Raw genomic sequence first — 16,539 nt, forward strand, 5'->3', positions numbered from 1 at the left:
TCAAGCCTTTGCAAACGTTTGCCTTAAGGGAGTTCCCGAAATAAGGCTGCACGTTTGCCGCAGAGCCAACTTCGCTCTGCGCCATCCGGTTATCTTTTTTTATGGGGTGATACTGACGCCCGAGAACACGTTGCGGCCGAAGGGACTCACTTTGAAACCTTCGACTTTGGCGCTTAACGGCTGGTTGACCGTCGAGTGGGCGACCGGCGTGATCGGCACCTGCTGCTTGAGCAGTTGCTGCGCCTGTTTGTACAGAACAGTCCGTTGTTCGCGGTCGGTGACGACCTTGGCTTGCTTGATCAGCTTGTCGTACGCCGGGTCACACCACATGGAGTAGTTGTTCCCGCCGATGGCGTCGCAGCTATAGAGGGTGCCCAGCCAGTTGTCCGGGTCACCGTTGTCGCCGGTCCAGCCGATCAAGCTCACATCGTGCTCACCGTTCTTGGTGCGCTTGATGTATTCGCCCCACTCGTAGCTGACGATCTTCACTTTCAGGCCAATCTTGGCCCAATCGCTTTGCAGCATTTCTGCCATCAGCTTGGCGTTGGGGTTGTAGGGGCGCTGCACGGGCATCGCCCACAGGGTGATCTCGGTGCCTTCTTTCACGCCGGCAGCCTTGAGCAGTTCCTTGGCTTTTTCCGGGTTGTAGGCGGCGTCCTTGATGGTGTCGTCGTAGGACCACTGCGTCGGCGGCATGGCGTTGACCGCCAGTTGCCCGGCACCCTGGTACACCGCGTTCAGGATGCTTTGCTTGTTCACCGCCATGTCCAGCGCCTGGCGTACTTCGAGCTGGTCGAAGGGCTTGTGGCGCACGTTATAGGCGATGTAACCGAGGTTGAAGCCCGGCTTGGTCAGCAGTTGCAGGTTCGGGTCAGCCTTGAGGGCGTCAACGTCGGCAGGGCGTGGGTGCAGGGTCACTTGGCATTCGCCGGCCTTGAGCTTTTGCACGCGCACCGAAGCGTCGGTGTTGATGGCGAAGATCAACTGGTCCAGCTGGACTTTGCTCGGGTCCCAATACTGTTTATTGGGTGCGTAGCGGATCTGCGAGTCTTTCTGGTAACGCTGGAACACGAACGGGCCAGTGCCGATCGGCTTCTGGTTGATGTCGCTGGGCTTGCCGCTCTTGAGCAATTGCTCGGCGTACTCGGCCGACAGGATCGCGGCGAAGCTCATGGCGATGTTTTGCACGAATGCGGCGTCCACCGTGTTCAAGGTCATCACCACGGTGTGCGGGTCGGTTTTCTCGACCTTGGCAATGTTCTTGTTCAGGCTCATCCCGTTGAAGTACGGAAACTCGGTGGGGTAGGCCTTGCGGAACGGGTGATCAGGGTCAAGCATGCGGTTGAAGGTGAACAGCACATCGTCGGCGTTGAAGTCGCGCGTCGGCTTGAATTCCTTGTTGCTGTGGAACTTAACCCCTTCACGCAGGTGAAAGGTGTAAGTCAGACCGTCTGGCGAAATATCCCACTTGGTCGCCAGAGCAGGTATTACGTTGGTCTCGCCTTTTTCAAACTCGACCAGGCGGTTGTACAGCGGCTCGGCTGCATCGTTGTCGGTGGCGGTGGTGTATTGCGCGGTGTCAAAACCAGCCGGGCTGCCTTCAGAGCAGAACACCAGGCTCTTCTTGTCGGCGGCTTGGCCCATCGTGGCCACAGCCAGCAGGCTGGTGGCAAACAGTGCGGATAGAACGGTGGTATGGCGCATGACGATCCCGATCCTTGTTTGTAGTTGTCGTCAGCGAGCAATCACCCGGCCCTTGAGGACCGGGATGCATCGCTGACCCCACACGGCAAGTGCCCTATCAGATTGAAGCTTCTGCGGCCCTACGACGTTATGGGTCGGGGACTTCGCAGTAAATGCACAAAATCTGACTGTTGTTGTAGGTAACGGAGACGCAGGTCGAAGTTTGTTGCTGTAGGACGGCAACGGGTTCGGCTGTGGTCTGTTTCCTACGTCTTGGGTGGATGCAATAACGGCGACGTTATGACACGTCGCCGCCAATGACCCTTACTTGCCGCTGACGCTCACGCCGTAGAAGGAGTTCAAGCCAAACGGGCTGATCTTGAAGTCCTGCACGGTGTTGCGCATGGGTTGATACACCGTCGAGTGCGCGATAGGTGTCATCGGGACAGCATCTTTGAGGATATGTTGCGCCTGCTTGTACAGCTCGGTGCGTTTGGCGACATCCGAAGTAGCCTTGGCTTCTTTCACCGTGTCGTCGAATTTCTTGTCACACCATTTGGAGAAGTTGTTGCCGGCCAGCGAGTCGCAGCCGAACAGCACGTTCAGCCAGTTGTCCGGGTCACCATTGTCGCCGCTCCAGCCAATGATCATGGCTTGGTTCTCGCCGCCTTTGGAACGCTTGATGTACTCGCCCCACTCGTAGCTGACGATGTTGACCTTCAGGCCGATCTGTTTCCAGTCGTTCTGCAGCATCTCGGCCATCAGCTTGGCGTTGGGGTTGTACGGACGCTGGACCGGCATCGCCCACAGGGTGATCTCGGTGCCGTCCTTGATGCCTGCTTCCTTGAGCAAAGCCTTGGCTTTGGTCACGTCATGCGGGGCATCCTTGATGGTGGTGTCGTAGGACCACTGGGTCGGCGGCATGGCGTTGACCGCCAGTTGACCGGCGCCTTGATACACGGAATCGATGATCTGCTGTTTGTTCACCGAGATGTCCAGTGCTTCACGTACACGCAGGTCTGCCAGCGGGTTCGGCGCGGTCTGGCCCTTGAGCACTGGCATCACGTTGTAGGCGATGTAGCCCAGGTTGAAACCAGCCTGGTGCGGCAGTTTCAGGTCCTTGTCTTCACCCAGCGCCTTGAGGTCGGCCGGACGTGGGAACAGGGTCACCTGGCATTCGTTTTTCTTCAGCTTCTGGATACGCACCGACGGGTCGGTGGTGATGGCGAAGATCAGGTTGTCGATCTTCACGTCTTCCGGTTTCCAGTAGTCCTTGTTGCCGGTGTAGCGAATGTTCGAGTCTTTCTGGTAGCTCTTGAACACGAACGGGCCAGTGCCGACCGGCTTCTGGTTGATGTCCTGGGCCTTGCCTTCCTTCAACAGTTGGGCAGCGTATTCGGCCGACTGGATCGAGGCGAAGCTCATGGCCAGGTTCTGGATGAAAGCCGCGTCCACGGTGCCAAGGGTGAACTTGACGGTGTGGTCATCGACTTTCTCGATGTTCTTGATGTTGGTGTCCATCCCCATGTCCGTGAAGTACGGGAACTCGGTGGGGTAGGCTTTGCGGAACGGATCGTCCTTGTTGATCATGCGGTTGAACGTGAACAGCACGTCATCGGCATTGAAGGTACGGGTCGGTTTGAAGTACGGCGTGGTGTGGAACTTGACGCCGTCGCGCAGGTTGAAGGTGTACGTCAGGCCGTCTGCGGAGACGTCCCATTTGGTGGCCAGCCCAGGAATCACAGCGGTGCCGCCGCGCTCGAACTGGGTCAGACGGTTGAACATGGTTTCGGCCGAGGCATCGAAGTCTGTTCCGGTGGTGTACTGGCCTGGGTCGAAACCGGCCGGGCTCCCTTCGGAGCAGAACACCAGGTTAGTCGCCGCTTGGGCGAAAGGGGCTGCGGCCATAAGGCCAGCGCTAACAATTAACGGAATGACTGCGTGTTTAAGCATGTTGGCCTCATGATTTGTTGTCATTTTTGGTGGTGAGGGCGACCTCGTGAGCCGGCCTGCGGATACTTATGCAGGGGCCATACCCATTGCAAGATGCAGAACCGTTAGGAGGCGGAAAGAGTGGTACGAACGTACAGGAATGTCGCAATTATGAAAGTTTATACATAATTGCGTACATTTTGAGGGTTTTTTCGGTGCATAAGGCGCACCAAAAACGCCCGTCCGAGGCGTCTAGCGCACTCGGTTGGGGCGTGGCTGTTACTTATCTAGACTGACGCCGTAGAACGGTGTGAGCCCGAACGGGCTGATTTTGAAGTCGTGCACTTCTTTGCGCAGTGGCTGGAAAACCGTCGAGTTCGCAATAGGCGTTATAGGTACTTGTTCCTTAAGGATTTTTTGTGCCTGTTGATACCACTTGATACGTTGCTCGCGGTCGCTGCTGAGCTTGGCTTGCTGCACCAGTTTGTCGTACTCGGGGTTACACCATTTGGCGTAGTTGCTGCCCTTCACCGCAGCACAACTGTAGAGCACGCCGAGCCAGTTATCCGGGTCGCCATTGTCGCCAGTCCAGCCGTAAATCATTGCGTCGTGCTCGCCATTTTTGGCGCGCTTGATGTATTCGCCCCACTCATAGCTGACGATGTTGGCCTTGATGCCGACTTTTTCCCAATCCTGCTGGATCATTTGTGCCGACATTCGCGCATTGGGATTGGATGCACGCTGGACCGTCATTGCCCACAGGTTGATGGTGGTGCCAGGGGCGACGCCTGCTTCTTTTAGTAGCGCCTTGGCCCTGGTGGGATCGTAGGGCGCGTCCTTGATGTTCGGGTCATAAGACCACTGCGCCGGCGGCAACGCGTTCTGCGCCAATTGCCCGGCGCTCTGGTACACGGCCTTGATGATCGCCGGCTTGTCGATGGCCATGTCCAGCGCCTGGCGCACCTTGAGCTGATCCAGCGGCGGATGGGTCACGTTGTAGGCCAGAAAGCCCAGGTTGAATCCGGCCTGTTGCAGCACCCGCAGGTTGGGGTCCTGTTTCATCACCTCGATGTCGGACGGGCGCGGGTAGCCGCTGACCTGGCATTCGCCGGCCTTGAGTTTTTGCAGGCGCGAGGCGGCGTCCGGGGTGATGGCGAACACCAGGTTGTCGAGCTTCACGTCCTCGGGTTTCCAATACTGTTTATTGGCCACGTAGCGAATCTGCGAATCCTTCTGGTAGCGCTTGAACACGAACGGTCCGGTGCCGACCGGTTTCTGGTTGATCTCTTCGGCCTTACCCTGTTTCAACAGTTGTGCGGCGTACTCGGCGGACTGCACCGAGGCAAAGCTCATGGCCAGGTTCTGCACAAATGACGCATCGACGTTATTGAGGTTGAAGCGCACGGTGTGGTCGTCGAGTTTGTCGACGCTCTTGATCGTGGTGTTCAGGCCCATGTCGGTGAAGTACGGCGACTCGGAAGGGTAGGCCTTGCGAAACGGGCTGTCGGCATCCAATAGGCGGTTGAAGGTGAACAGCACATCGTCCGCGTTGAAGTCGCGGGTCGGGGTGAAGAAGTCGGTGGTGTGGAACTTGACGCCATCCCGCAGATGGAAGGTATACGCCAGGCCGTCCTTGGACACCTCCCAGCGTGTCGCCAGACCGGGCTCTACTTCGGTACCGCCGCGTTTGAACTGGGTCAGGCGGTTGAACACGGTTTCGGCCGAGGCATCGAAATCGGTGCCGCTGGTGTACTGGCTGGGGTCGAAACCGGCGGGGCTCGCTTCGGAGCAGTAGACCAGAGTCGTGGCGGCCTGTGCCATTGGCATAAAAGCCAGCAGGCCGATAGCGAGGAGCAGCGGTTTGACGGTGATTCTTTCCATGGAGTCCCCTGAGGTGGCAGGCATATATGGCCTGCCCAAACGAAAACGGCGGTCACCGAGGTTACCGCCGTTTTGGTTGCTCAGGTAGAGACAAACACTGGAATGACAGTGTTTGAATTACGCGGGAAGGTCGGCTGGCACCGATACCTCCAGATGAGTGGGGGCGACATCGTCGATGAGGTAGGGGTCACCCGATACTTCATTGCTCTTGCGGATTGTGAAGGTTCGGGTAGTCGTTGCTTCGATGTCCGGGATAACCCTGGGGTTGTCGCCCGTCAGGTCATTGATATACCACTTGGCGACAATTCTGACTTTGGTTTCATTTTCGAGTGGGTCGTAGTCTACAAAGTAGGACGTGTCACTTACTTTGGCGCCGTAGCCTTCTTTCAACGTCTTCAGCAGTTCAGCATTGGCAGGGTAGACCGACCCTTGATGAGCGACCTCCGAAATGCGGGCGCGCAGGTCTGCGTCGGGAATCGCGTCCTCGAACTGTTTGAGCCTGTTCTGTCTGATCGCTTCGGCAGAGCCGCCTTTAGCACTCAGTGGTAGCACAAGGTCCCCGTCTCTTGATGCCTTGATGACCGTATAGTCATTGCGGTTAAGGTCAAGCAGGAAGTTGGGTGAATAATTGCTGGTGCTGAGTTCCGTAGGGCCGGCCTTTTCCGAAGCATAAATCTCAACTCTCTCATCGGCAGTACCCTGCCATGAAAGGTTGAGCTTTCTTTTAAGAACGCCATTGTCCTCGAATCCACGTGTGGATACCGAGTAGGGGGTTGTCTCATCAACGTTCAAGTACTCGTCGAACTTTTTCGCCTGTGTGACGGCCTGCTCATCGACATCAGCGAACAAGTCTGAAAATTGAGAGTTGAGACTGTCAGAGGGCGCTGGCGAAGACCCACGTTGCCAAGGCCACTTGAGACCACCATCGCCCGCTACTCGGGCCCACTCGCCGTTGTTTCCCGGTGTTACCACCGATATCACCCTGCCGGTTTTTGGATTAATGACCCCGGCAAATTCGCTACCCGATCTGTGCTGGAAATGTATTTCAAACACCCTGCTCGTGTTTGTCTCATCGGTAATGCGCACGAACTGACGGTAGGCTCCCGTGCTGTCGGTCATTCGATAAACCCCCATTGCATCCCGGGTGGCGCTCTTGATCAATTCTTCTGCGTCGCGGACGGTATATTGCGCGATGGGAAGCAGGGATGGGGCGCGTGGCAAGGGTGCTGGCACGGGCGGCTTGGTAGGCGCCGGGCCTGTGGACGGTCCAGGCTGGGGTTCTTCATTTACAGTGACTTCTGGTTGAGGACGTGGCTCTACGACGGGTATCTCTTTCTCGGGAGGAATGGCAAAGGGGTCTTCGGGGACTGCGCTGGCCCCGATCGAGAACAACGTGTTCAGTAAGCCATCGAAGGCCTTTGATGCACCGTCTTGGCGTTCCGCTTCGGTATCGCCGGAGGCTTGCTTTTCCGTCCCCAGTACCAGTTCGGTCAATCCTGCTATTGCGGCTGCCCCTGCCACGGGCGCAGCGATAGGCGCCAGTTTCGCCAGCAGGCCAGCTGCGACAGTAATGTCGTTGAGCCAGGTGTCGCGGGTGACTTCACTGTTGGACTTGATCACCACATCCGCGTCACTCGTCATGCGGTGCTGGGTTGCGGTGCTCATGGCTGAGAATACATCGCCCTCTATGGGGGGGTGATTGGCATGGATGGCAGGGTGGAGCTCGCCCGAGGCCAGCTTTTTTAGCGTTGTGTCCAGGCCGTCTTTATGTGTGCCCAGGTCCGTGAACCACAATATTGGCATGAGCACTTTGCCGATTTTGCCCAGGGTCCCCGCCTCGTGGTTCTGGCGCAGGATCAGCGGGAAGTGGGATGCCAGTGCTGCACATTTTTTATCATCCTTGGTTTGGTCGACAACCCACCGCTCCAGTTTCTCAAGGGAATCGAACCTCAGAAACGCCGGCTCAGCGCCGGGGATGTAGAGCACCTGGCGACCATCGTCAGCGGCGCTGAAACGCAGAATGTCGGTGGACGCAATGCCTGCGATATTCAGTGCATGCACCTCGCCTTCCAGCCTGGCCTGAGCCTTGAGTTGCTCGACGTTCAGCGGCGTATTTTCATCCAGTGGAAGGTTGGGGACCGCGCCCATCACCAGGCGGTAATCCTCTCGGGTGAACCGGTGCTCCGGGGCTTGTAGCGCTCGTTCGGCGGGCGGCATGGCCTGCACGGCTTTTAGCTGTTTACGGGCCCGGTAGGTGAACTCGCCTTTGATGGCGGTTCGGTATTCATCGGTGTGGGTGCCCCAGAAGCTGTCGAATTTTTTGGTCATTTCTCCCTGGAAGTCGGTCTTCCAGCTTTCGTGCATGACGGCGGATGGCAAAAGGGGGAATTGGTTGTGGGCGCCATAACCCTTTTTTTGGCTTTGGCCTGGGCCGTCGGTATATAAACCTGACATTGAATCAAGGACGCCTGGGTCCCAGTCGTTTTCAGAAAAGTTTTTCAGCAACGCGTCCGGGAGCCGAAGTGAGGAGTATGGCTCCTGATTGGTGTATTCCCAGCCGGTAATGGTCGATGTCTCTGTGCTGTAGGGTGTATGCCCTCCGCCCTTGAAGCGATTGAGGTAAATCGTATCGGCATCGACCTGTTTGCCGGTCAATTCAAGGATCAGCGCCTCTGCCCACTTCTTGGCTTCTGCCCTAGTGTTGGGCAGGTTGTTGGCCACATCGACCGCTAGCTGCTTGTAAGCCAGTGCCTGCGGCGCCGACTGGTAAAATCGCGCCGCATTCAACTTCTGTGTTTGCAGCGCTTCTGACGAGCGATGGCTGGCAGGGATGGGTTGGAACGCGTTGCCATTTTTCTCCAGTTGCCTGATTTGGGTGCTGGCCTTGGATTTCGAGGTCGGAAGCGTTTCGCCGTAAAAGTCCGCAACCAGTTTTGGATACACGACAACTTCATCACCGTTTATGTCTACCCGCAGGCGTTGGCCCTGCACGGGGGAGATGATTTTGGCCGCGTCCAGAATCGGCCCAGCAATCTGGCCCCAGCCTGAGTTGTCGGTCAGAGTGAAGGTTTTTTTGCTCTCACCCTCGCCGAATGTCAGGACGCCTGTGGAAGGGATGATCGACGCAACGTCTATCTGAACGCCTTGGTCGCGCATCCACTTCACGACGACCGGGTTTTGCAAGTGCGAGCGATACAGTTCAAGCCATTGTCCCAATTGGCTGTCGGCCGGGACTTTGATCAGGCCGGCGTCTTGGTGCAGGATCTTTTTTTGCACCGCCGCAATGTAAGCGCCGACCAGTTTTTTATCCCCGGCGGAGGTTGGAGAGGGCTCGGTCGAGGATGGGTTTACGGCTGTTTGTGTCGTGGGTGTTTCGACATGGCTGGAGAGGTTTTGGCTGCCCTGAAGGGGGAGGGCGGAATACTGGCTGCGCACAGATAGTGTCATTCTGAGGTTCTCATAGGGAATGCATCCGGCAAAACGTTCCCAGTGGGCCGGAGTCATCCTTGTGTCGTGAGAACCGCACATTTGGTTTCGGTAAGTGTGTCGCCAGGTGTTAACGCTAAGGTCGCTCAGGCAAAAAAAACGGCGCAAGCCCTGAGGCTGCGCCGTTTTGAGACCCGCTGCGGGTACTTATTGCAGTACTTCAATCACGCCGTCGGCGCTCATGGTGACTTGGCTGGTGCCGGCTTCCACTTCTGGCGTCGGCGCTGAATCCATCGCTGCCGCTTTCATCATCATTCCACCACGGGCATACGGCTGTGGATAACCGTTGGTGTTGAAGTTCAGGTTGACGATCTTATAGCCCTTGCCGCCCAGGGCATCGGTAGCCAATTGCGCACGTGCCTTGAACGCGGCAACCGCGTCCTTGAGTAACGCATCTTCGCTGGCCTTGCGGGTGGCGTCGGCGATGGCGAAGTCCATGCTGTCCATTTTCAGGGTGTTGAGCAGCTCGCCGGTGAGCTTGGACAGTGCCGGGAAGTCTGCGCTTTCCAGGCGCAGTTCAGCGCGTTCGCGCCAGCCGGTGATTTTCTGGTTCTTGTTGTCGTAGATCGGGTAGCTGTTGCGGCTGCCTTGGCGCAAGGTCACGCCCTTGACTTCGCGGGCCTGGCCCAGGGCTTTGTTCACGGCGGTGGTGATTTCAGCGGCGAGCTTGGCCGGGTCGCTGTTCTGGGATTCGGTGTAGAGGGTCACGATCATCTTGTCGCGGGCAACCTCCTGGCTGGCTTCGGCGCGCAGGGAAATCTGGTTGTAGTTCAGGCCTTCGGCGGCCAGGGCAGGGAAGCTGGCGAGGGTGGCAACACCGAGGGTGATAACGGCTGCGCTGCGAGTGAAACGGGACATGAGAGCTCCTTGAGATAGTCGTGTTCGGTATGACTGTAGACGGTGGTGTTGGGTTCTTCGGGTTTACACATTCGCTACAAGTTAGGTGGGCGCCGACGAACGGTCATTTGTCGCGCCTGCGGCAAAGAGCCACACACGCCGTGCCAGCCGGTCGGCTTCGTTTATACTCCTGCCGATCCGCCTGCAGCGCTCAACGGGAGAGCTCATGCTCGCCGCCGTAAAACTGACTTCCGCCACCCGCCAGAACCTCTGGCGCCTGACGTTCATTCGCACCCTGGTCCTGGCCGCACAGGCCGGCTCCGTCGGGCTCGCCTATTGGTTCGACCTGCTGCCGTTGCCGTGGCTGCAATTGGGCGTGACCCTGGGCTTCTCCACCGTGCTGTGCGTGTTTACTGCGATCCGCTTGCGCACCACCTGGCCGGTCACCGAGTTGGAATACGCACTGCAACTGGCCTGCGATCTGTTTATCCACAGTGTGCTGTTGTACTTCTCCGGTGGTTCTACCAACCCGTTCGTTTCGTACTACCTGGTGCCACTGACCATTGCGGCCGTGACCTTGCCGTGGCGCTACTCGGTGGTGTTGTCGGGCATCGCCCTGACCCTCTACACCTTGTTGCTGGCGCGCTTCTATCCGCTGCAAACCTTCCCCATCGCCCGGGAGAACCTGCAGATCTACGGGATGTGGCTGAGCTTTGCGCTGTCCGCCGCCGTCATCACCTTTTTCGCTGCACGCATGGCCGAAGAACTTCGCCGCCAGGAAGAGCTGCGCGCCATCCGTCGTGAAGAAGGCCTGCGCGACCAGCAACTATTGGCCGTCGCCACCCAGGCTGCCGGCGCCGCCCATGAGTTGGGAACGCCGCTGGCCACCATGAGCGTACTGCTCAAGGAAATCATCCAGGACCACCACGACCCGGCCCTGCAGGAAGACCTCAGTGTGTTGCAGGAACAGGTCAAGCAGTGCAAGCAGACCTTGCAGCAACTGGTGCGCGCCGCCGAAGCCAATCGCCGCCTGGCGGTCGAGATGCAGGACGTGACCCAGTGGCTCGACGAAGCCCTGAACCGCTGGCACCTGATGCGCCCCGAAGCCAGTTACCGCTTCCACCTGCTCGGCCAGGGCGCGGTCCCGCGCATGGCACCGCCGCCCGACCTGACCCAGGCCTTGCTCAACCTGCTGAACAACGCCGCCGACGCCTGCCCCGAAGGCCTGGGCGTGCAGTTGGACTGGGATGCGGAAGACGTGACCATCAGCATTCGTGACCACGGCGCGGGCGTGCCGCTGGCCATTGCCGAGCAGATCGGCAAACCGTTCTTTACCACCAAGGGCAAAGGCTTCGGCCTCGGCCTGTTTTTGAGCAAGGCCAGCGTGACCCGCGCGGGCGGCTCAGTGAAGCTCTATAGTCATGAGGAAGGTGGCACGCTCACCGAGCTGCGCCTGCCCCGTGTCGCACGAGGAGATATCGATGAGTGACGAGATCCAAGTCGAAGGCGAAGAACTGCCGCACCTGTTGCTGGTAGATGACGACGCTACCTTTACCCGCGTGATGGCGCGTGCCATGAGCCGTCGCGGTTTCCGCGTAAGCACCGCCGGTTCCGCCGAAGAAGGCCTGACCATCGCCCAGGCCGACCTGCCGGACTACGCCGCGCTCGACCTGAAAATGGACGGCGACTCCGGCCTGGTGCTGCTGCCCAAGCTGCTGGAACTCGACCCGGAAATGCGCGTGGTGATCCTTACCGGTTACTCCAGCATTGCCACCGCCGTCGAGGCGATCAAGCGCGGCGCCTGCAACTACCTGTGCAAGCCGGCCGATGCGGATGACGTGCTGGCTGCGCTGCTGTCCGAGCACGCCGACCTCGACACCCTGGTGCCGGAAAACCCGATGTCGGTGGACCGCCTGCAATGGGAGCACATCCAGCGCGTGCTCACCGAACACGAAGGCAACATCTCCGCCACCGCCCGCGCCCTGGGCATGCACCGCCGCACCTTGCAGCGCAAACTGCAAAAGCGTCCGGTACGCCGCTGAACGAAGTCTGAACAACCTGCTTCAGGCTGCACGGCGCCCTGAACCGATCGTCTATGATCGGTTCAAACGCCTGTGATCTTTTCCCTACCGAGCCTGAACGATGAATCAGAACGCTGAGTATTCCGCGGTCAACGACGCGGTGCGTGGGCAATTCTTCCGCCGAACCTGGGCGATGATCACACCGTATTGGCGCAGTGAAGAGAAGGGCAAGGCCTGGTTGTTGCTGGCGGCGGTGATTGGCCTGTCGCTGTTCAGCGTGGCGATCTCGGTGTGGATCAACCACTGGTACAAGGACTTCTACAACGCCCTCGAACACAAGGACACGGCAGCGTTCTGGCAACTGATCGGCTACTTCGGCGGGATCGCCGCCGTGGCGATCCTCGGCGCGGTGTACCGCCTGTACCTGACCCAGATGCTGACCATCCGCTGGCGTGCCTGGCTCACCGAGAAACACTTCGCCCGCTGGCTCGCCGACAAGAACTACTACCAGCTGGAACAGGGCGGCTACACCGATAACCCGGACCAGCGGATTTCCGAAGACCTCAACAACTTTACCGCCAACACCTTGAGCCTCGGCCTTGGCTTGCTGCGCAATGTGGTCAGCCTGGTGTCGTTCTCGATCATCCTGTGGGGTGTGTCGGGCAGTATCGAAGTGTTTGGCATCACCATTCCCGGCTACATGTTCTGGTGCGCACTGCTGTATGCCGCCGTGGGTAGTTGGCTGACGCACCTGATCGGCCGTCGCTTGATCGGCCTGAGCAACCAACAACAGCGCTTCGAAGCGGACCTGCGTTTTTCCATGGTGCGTGTGCGTGAGAACGCCGAGAGCATCGCGCTGTACAACGGCGAGCCGAATGAACAACAGCGCTTGAGCACGCGCTTCGGCAAGGTCTGGCACAATTTCTGGGACATCATGAAAGTGTCCAAGCGCCTGACCTTCTTTACCGCCGGTTACAGCCAGATCGCGATCATCTTCCCGTTTATCGTCGCGGCGCCGCGCTACTTCACCGGCAAGATCGAGTTAGGCGAGCTGATGCAAATCAACTCGGCGTTCGGCAACGTGCAGGAGAACTTCAGCTGGTTTATCAGCGCGTATTCGGACCTGGCGTCGTGGCGTGCCACCAGTGATCGTCTGCTGAGTTTTCAGCAGGCCATGACTGATAACGAGCAACGTCCTCCAGCGATTGATGTACGCCCTGAAGGCGAGCGCCTTGTGGTGAAAAACCTGGGCATGGACCTGGCCGATGGTCGCCACTTGCTCACCGATGCGGACATGATCGTGGAGCCCGGCCAGCGCGTGATGCTCAGCGGGCGTTCCGGCAGCGGCAAAAGTACGTTGCTTCGTGCGATGGGCCATCTGTGGCCGGCGGGGCACGGCAGCATTCGCTTGCCGGCCGCGCGTTATCTGTTCCTGCCGCAGAAGCCTTACCTGCCGATTGGTACGTTGAAGGCGGTGTTGAGTTACCCACAGGACGACAGCGTCTACCCGGCCGAACGTTATGCACAGGTGCTGGAGACGTGCCGTTTGCCGCACCTGGTCGGTCGTCTGGATGAAGCGAACCACTGGCAACGCATGCTCTCGCCGGGTGAGCAGCAGCGCCTGGCGTTCGCCCGTGCGTTGTTGTTTGCGCCGCAATGGCTGTACATGGACGAAGCGACGTCGGCCATGGATGAAGAGGATGAGGCGACGTTGTACCAGGCGTTGATTGATGAATTGCCGGGGCTGAGTATCGTCAGCGTGGGGCATCGCAGCAGCCTCAAGCGGTTCCATGGGCGGCATGTGCGGATTGAGGGTGGGTTGTTACAGGAACAACACCCCGCCTAAGGCTGTACTCAATCAATGTGGGAGCTGGCTTGCCTGCGATGCAGGCGCCTCGGTCTGTCAGTTAAACCGCAGCGATGCCATCGCAGGCAAGCCAGCTCCCACATGGGTTCTCCAGTGTTCTGAAGAATGAGCACCCAACAAAAAGCCCGGCTGATCATCGATCAGCCGGGCTTTTTAGTGCTTGAAGAAAACTTACTTCTTCAAACCGTAATGCTCATCCAGCATGCCTGGGGCGTTCGGCGTTTTTGGCGCGTAGTCCCGTGGCGGCTCCTGGTTTTCCCGGGGTGGGGTCAGGCGCTCACGTGGTGCTTGCGGTGCATCGGAATGCAGCGCGGCCAGCAGGCGCTGACGGGTAATGTCGTCGAGGGCCAGGCGGTTGGCGCCATCGGCGAGGTGGTCTTGTACTTCCTGGTAGCTCTGGGTGAGCTTCTTGACCAGGGTCGCGGTGCTGTTGAAGTGGGTAACAACCTCGTTCTGATAACTGTCAAAACGTTCCTGAATGTCATCCAGCTGACGCTGCGTGCGGTTAGGCGCGGCATTCGGCAGCAGGCGAGCAACCAGGAATCCAATGGCGACACCGGCAACCAGGGCAAGAGTCGGCAACAACCAAACTAAGAGCGAGTGTTCCACGAGTCCTTCCTCTATAAACGGCTTTGCTTTACGTTAACGGCTCAAACCTGCGCTGTATACCGCGATTAAGCTCGCAATGATGCCAAGCACAGACTTTTAGCTAGACGAGTCGACCCATTGAGAGGTCACGGAGTTCATCTCTTGCTCATGCGTGAAACCCCCGTTTTGATCGATGGCCCAGTCGGCCAATTGGAAGCCCTGTACCTGGATCACCCCGAACCACGGGGCCTGGCGCTGATCTGCCACCCCAACCCGGTGCAGGGTGGGACCATGCTCAATAAAGTCGTATCGACCCTGCAACGCACCGCCCGCGATGCTGGTTTGATTACGTTGCGTTTCAATTACCGTGGCGTCGGCGCGAGTGCCGGCACCCACGACATGAGCACCGGGGAAGTGGACGATGCCGAAGCGGCCGCCACCTGGCTGCGGGAAAAACACCCCGATTTGCCGATGACCCTGCTGGGTTTTTCCTTTGGTGGCTACGTGGCCGCCAGCCTCGGCGGCCGCCTGGAAGCCAAGGGTGAGAAGCTCGCGCACCTGTTCATGGTGGCCGCTGCGGTGATGCGCCTGCGCGATAGCGATGTGTTACCACAAGGCTGCCCGCTGACCCTGATCCAGCCGGAAACCGACGAAGTGGTCGACCCGCAGACCGTCTACGACTGGTCCGCCGCCCTGAATCGCCCCCATGAGCTGCTGAAAGTGGCAGAATGCGGGCACTTTTTTCATGGCAAGCTCACCGATCTCAAGGATCTGGTGCTGCCGCGCCTCTCGAATTGATAGCAGTCTGATAAGCGATTACCCATGACGACTCGTACCCGTATCCTCACCGGCATCACCACCACCGGCACGCCGCACCTGGGCAACTACGCCGGTGCGATCCGCCCGGCGATCCTCGCAAGCCAGGACGCCAATGCCGACTCCTTCTACTTCCTGGCCGACTACCACGCCCTGATCAAATGCGATGACCCGCAGCGCATCCAGCGCTCGCGCATGGAAATCGCCGCGACCTGGCTGGCCGGTGGCCTGGATGTGAACCGGGTGACCTTCTACCGCCAGTCCGACATCCCGGAAATCCCCGAGCTGACCTGGCTGCTCACCTGCGTTGCCGCCAAGGGCCTGCTCAACCGCGCCCATGCGTACAAGGCCTCGGTGGACAAGAACGTGGAAACCGGCGAAGACCCGGATGCGGGCATCACCATGGGCCTGTACAGCTACCCGGTGCTGATGGCAGCGGACATCCTGATGTTCAACGCGCACAAGGTGCCGGTGGGCCGCGACCAGATCCAGCATGTGGAAATGGCCCGCGACATCGGCCAGCGTTTCAACCATCTGTTCGGCAACGGTAAAGAGTTCTTCACCATGCCCGAGGCGTTGATCGAAGAAAGCGTCGCCACCTTGCCGGGCCTGGATGGCCGCAAGATGTCCAAGAGCTACGACAACACCATCCCGTTGTTCACCAGCGCCAAGGACATGAAGGACGCGATCTCGCGCATCGTCACGGATTCGCGCGCGCCGGGCGAAGCCAAGGACCCGGACAACTCCCACCTGTTCACCTTGTTCCAGGCATTCGCCAGCAAGGCCCAGGAAGAAGAGTTCCGCGCCGAACTGCTGCAAGGCCTGGGCTGGGGCGAGGCGAAGAACCGTCTGTTCCAACTGTTGGACGGTCAATTGGGCGAAGCCCGCGAGCGTTACCATCAACTGATGTCGCGCCCGTCGGACATGGAAGACCTGCTGCTGATCGGCGCCAAGAAAGCCCGCGCCGTGGCTGCACCGTTCCTCGCCGAGCTGCGTGAGGCGGTTGGCCTGCGTTCGTTCGTCGAGCAAGCCGCTGCGCCGGTGGCTGCCAAGAAGAAAGCCGCGAAAGCCGCACGTTTTGTGAGCTTCCGCGAAGACGACGGCAGCTTCCGCTTCCGTCTGCTGGCCGCCGATGGCGAGCAACTGCTGCTGTCGCGCAACTTCGCTGACGGTAAAGCTGCTGGCGCTGTGACCAAGCAATTGCAGAACGGTGACGCGCTGGACGTACGCAGCGACGCCCTGAGCTTCAGCGTCTGGCTGGACGGCAATGCTGTGGCCGACAGCGCCGAGTTCGCCGACTCGGCCTCTCGCGACGCCGCCATCGCCGCCCTGCGCATTGCGTTGACCCCCATCGAAGATTGACCCGACCAAGGGTTGATTGCCATTAATCAGGGCCGTCGTTACAGTGACGGCCCGTTTTTGTTGCCT

General features: G+C 59.1%; 11 protein-coding genes. 5 read left to right on the top strand and 6 right to left on the bottom strand.

The features are described from left to right. Positions 1-99 precede the first annotated feature (99 nt). The 5 genes from ACU688_RS06645 to ACU688_RS06665 form a co-directional block, all read right to left on the bottom strand. Positions 100-1,644 carry an ABC transporter substrate-binding protein gene (locus ACU688_RS06645; RefSeq protein ID WP_448184843.1) on the bottom strand — a complete coding sequence of 515 codons (1,545 nt, stop codon included), beginning with the start codon at positions 1,642-1,644 and terminating at the stop codon, positions 100-102. Positions 1,645-2,007: 363 nt separating this feature from the next. Then, complete coding sequence (locus tag ACU688_RS06650) at positions 2,008-3,636, bottom strand: ABC transporter substrate-binding protein (RefSeq protein ID WP_448184138.1); 1,629 nt, start codon at positions 3,634-3,636, stop codon at positions 2,008-2,010. Between the two features lie 258 nt (positions 3,637-3,894). Further along, positions 3,895-5,496: an ABC transporter substrate-binding protein gene (locus ACU688_RS06655; protein ID WP_448184139.1), complete on the bottom strand. Its 1,602-nt coding sequence runs from the start codon at positions 5,494-5,496 to the stop codon at positions 3,895-3,897. A 117-nt stretch (positions 5,497-5,613) separates the two neighbouring features. Next, complete coding sequence (locus tag ACU688_RS06660; RefSeq protein ID WP_448184140.1) at positions 5,614-9,000, bottom strand: dermonecrotic toxin domain-containing protein; 3,387 nt, start codon at positions 8,998-9,000, stop codon at positions 5,614-5,616. A 129-nt stretch (positions 9,001-9,129) separates the two neighbouring features. Further along, positions 9,130-9,840 carry an SIMPL domain-containing protein gene (locus ACU688_RS06665; protein ID WP_448184141.1) on the bottom strand — a complete coding sequence of 237 codons (711 nt, stop codon included), beginning with the start codon at positions 9,838-9,840 and terminating at the stop codon, positions 9,130-9,132. A gap of 205 nt (positions 9,841-10,045) precedes the next feature. On the opposite strand from ACU688_RS06665, the gene ACU688_RS06670 reads away from it, so the two are divergent. The 3 genes from ACU688_RS06670 (at position 10,046) to ACU688_RS06680 (ending at position 13,686) form a co-directional block, all read left to right on the top strand. Then, on the top strand, positions 10,046-11,308 hold the full coding sequence (locus ACU688_RS06670) for an ATP-binding protein (RefSeq protein WP_124527493.1): 1,263 nt from the start codon (positions 10,046-10,048) through the stop codon (positions 11,306-11,308). Then, the gene (locus ACU688_RS06675) at positions 11,301-11,861 is read left to right on the top strand and encodes a response regulator transcription factor (RefSeq protein ID WP_003171731.1); all 561 of its coding nucleotides are present in this window, start codon (positions 11,301-11,303) and stop codon (positions 11,859-11,861) included. The genes ACU688_RS06670 and ACU688_RS06675 overlap by 8 nt, the downstream gene beginning before the upstream one ends. 100 nt (positions 11,862-11,961) lie before the next feature. Beyond that, a complete protein-coding gene (locus tag ACU688_RS06680) occupies positions 11,962-13,686 on the top strand; it encodes an ABC transporter ATP-binding protein/permease (protein ID WP_448184142.1) in 1,725 nt (574 codons plus the stop codon). Positions 13,687-13,878: 192 nt separating this feature from the next. Here ACU688_RS06680 and ACU688_RS06685 read toward each other — a convergent pair whose 3' ends face one another. After that, the gene (locus ACU688_RS06685; protein ID WP_017138275.1) at positions 13,879-14,316 is read right to left on the bottom strand and encodes a Z-ring associated ZapG family protein; all 438 of its coding nucleotides are present in this window, start codon (positions 14,314-14,316) and stop codon (positions 13,879-13,881) included. Between the two features lie 147 nt (positions 14,317-14,463). Here ACU688_RS06685 and ACU688_RS06690 point away from each other — a divergent pair, with 147 nt between their 5' ends. Further along, positions 14,464-15,093 (top strand): alpha/beta hydrolase, encoded by a 630-nt coding sequence (locus ACU688_RS06690; RefSeq protein ID WP_448184143.1) that lies wholly within the window; start codon positions 14,464-14,466, stop codon positions 15,091-15,093. Between the two features lie 24 nt (positions 15,094-15,117). Further along, the gene (locus ACU688_RS06695; protein WP_448184144.1) at positions 15,118-16,473 is read left to right on the top strand and encodes a tryptophan--tRNA ligase; all 1,356 of its coding nucleotides are present in this window, start codon (positions 15,118-15,120) and stop codon (positions 16,471-16,473) included. Positions 16,474-16,539 lie beyond the last annotated feature (66 nt).

The sequence above is a fragment of the Pseudomonas acericola (SeqCode) genome, from assembly GCF_053456465.1.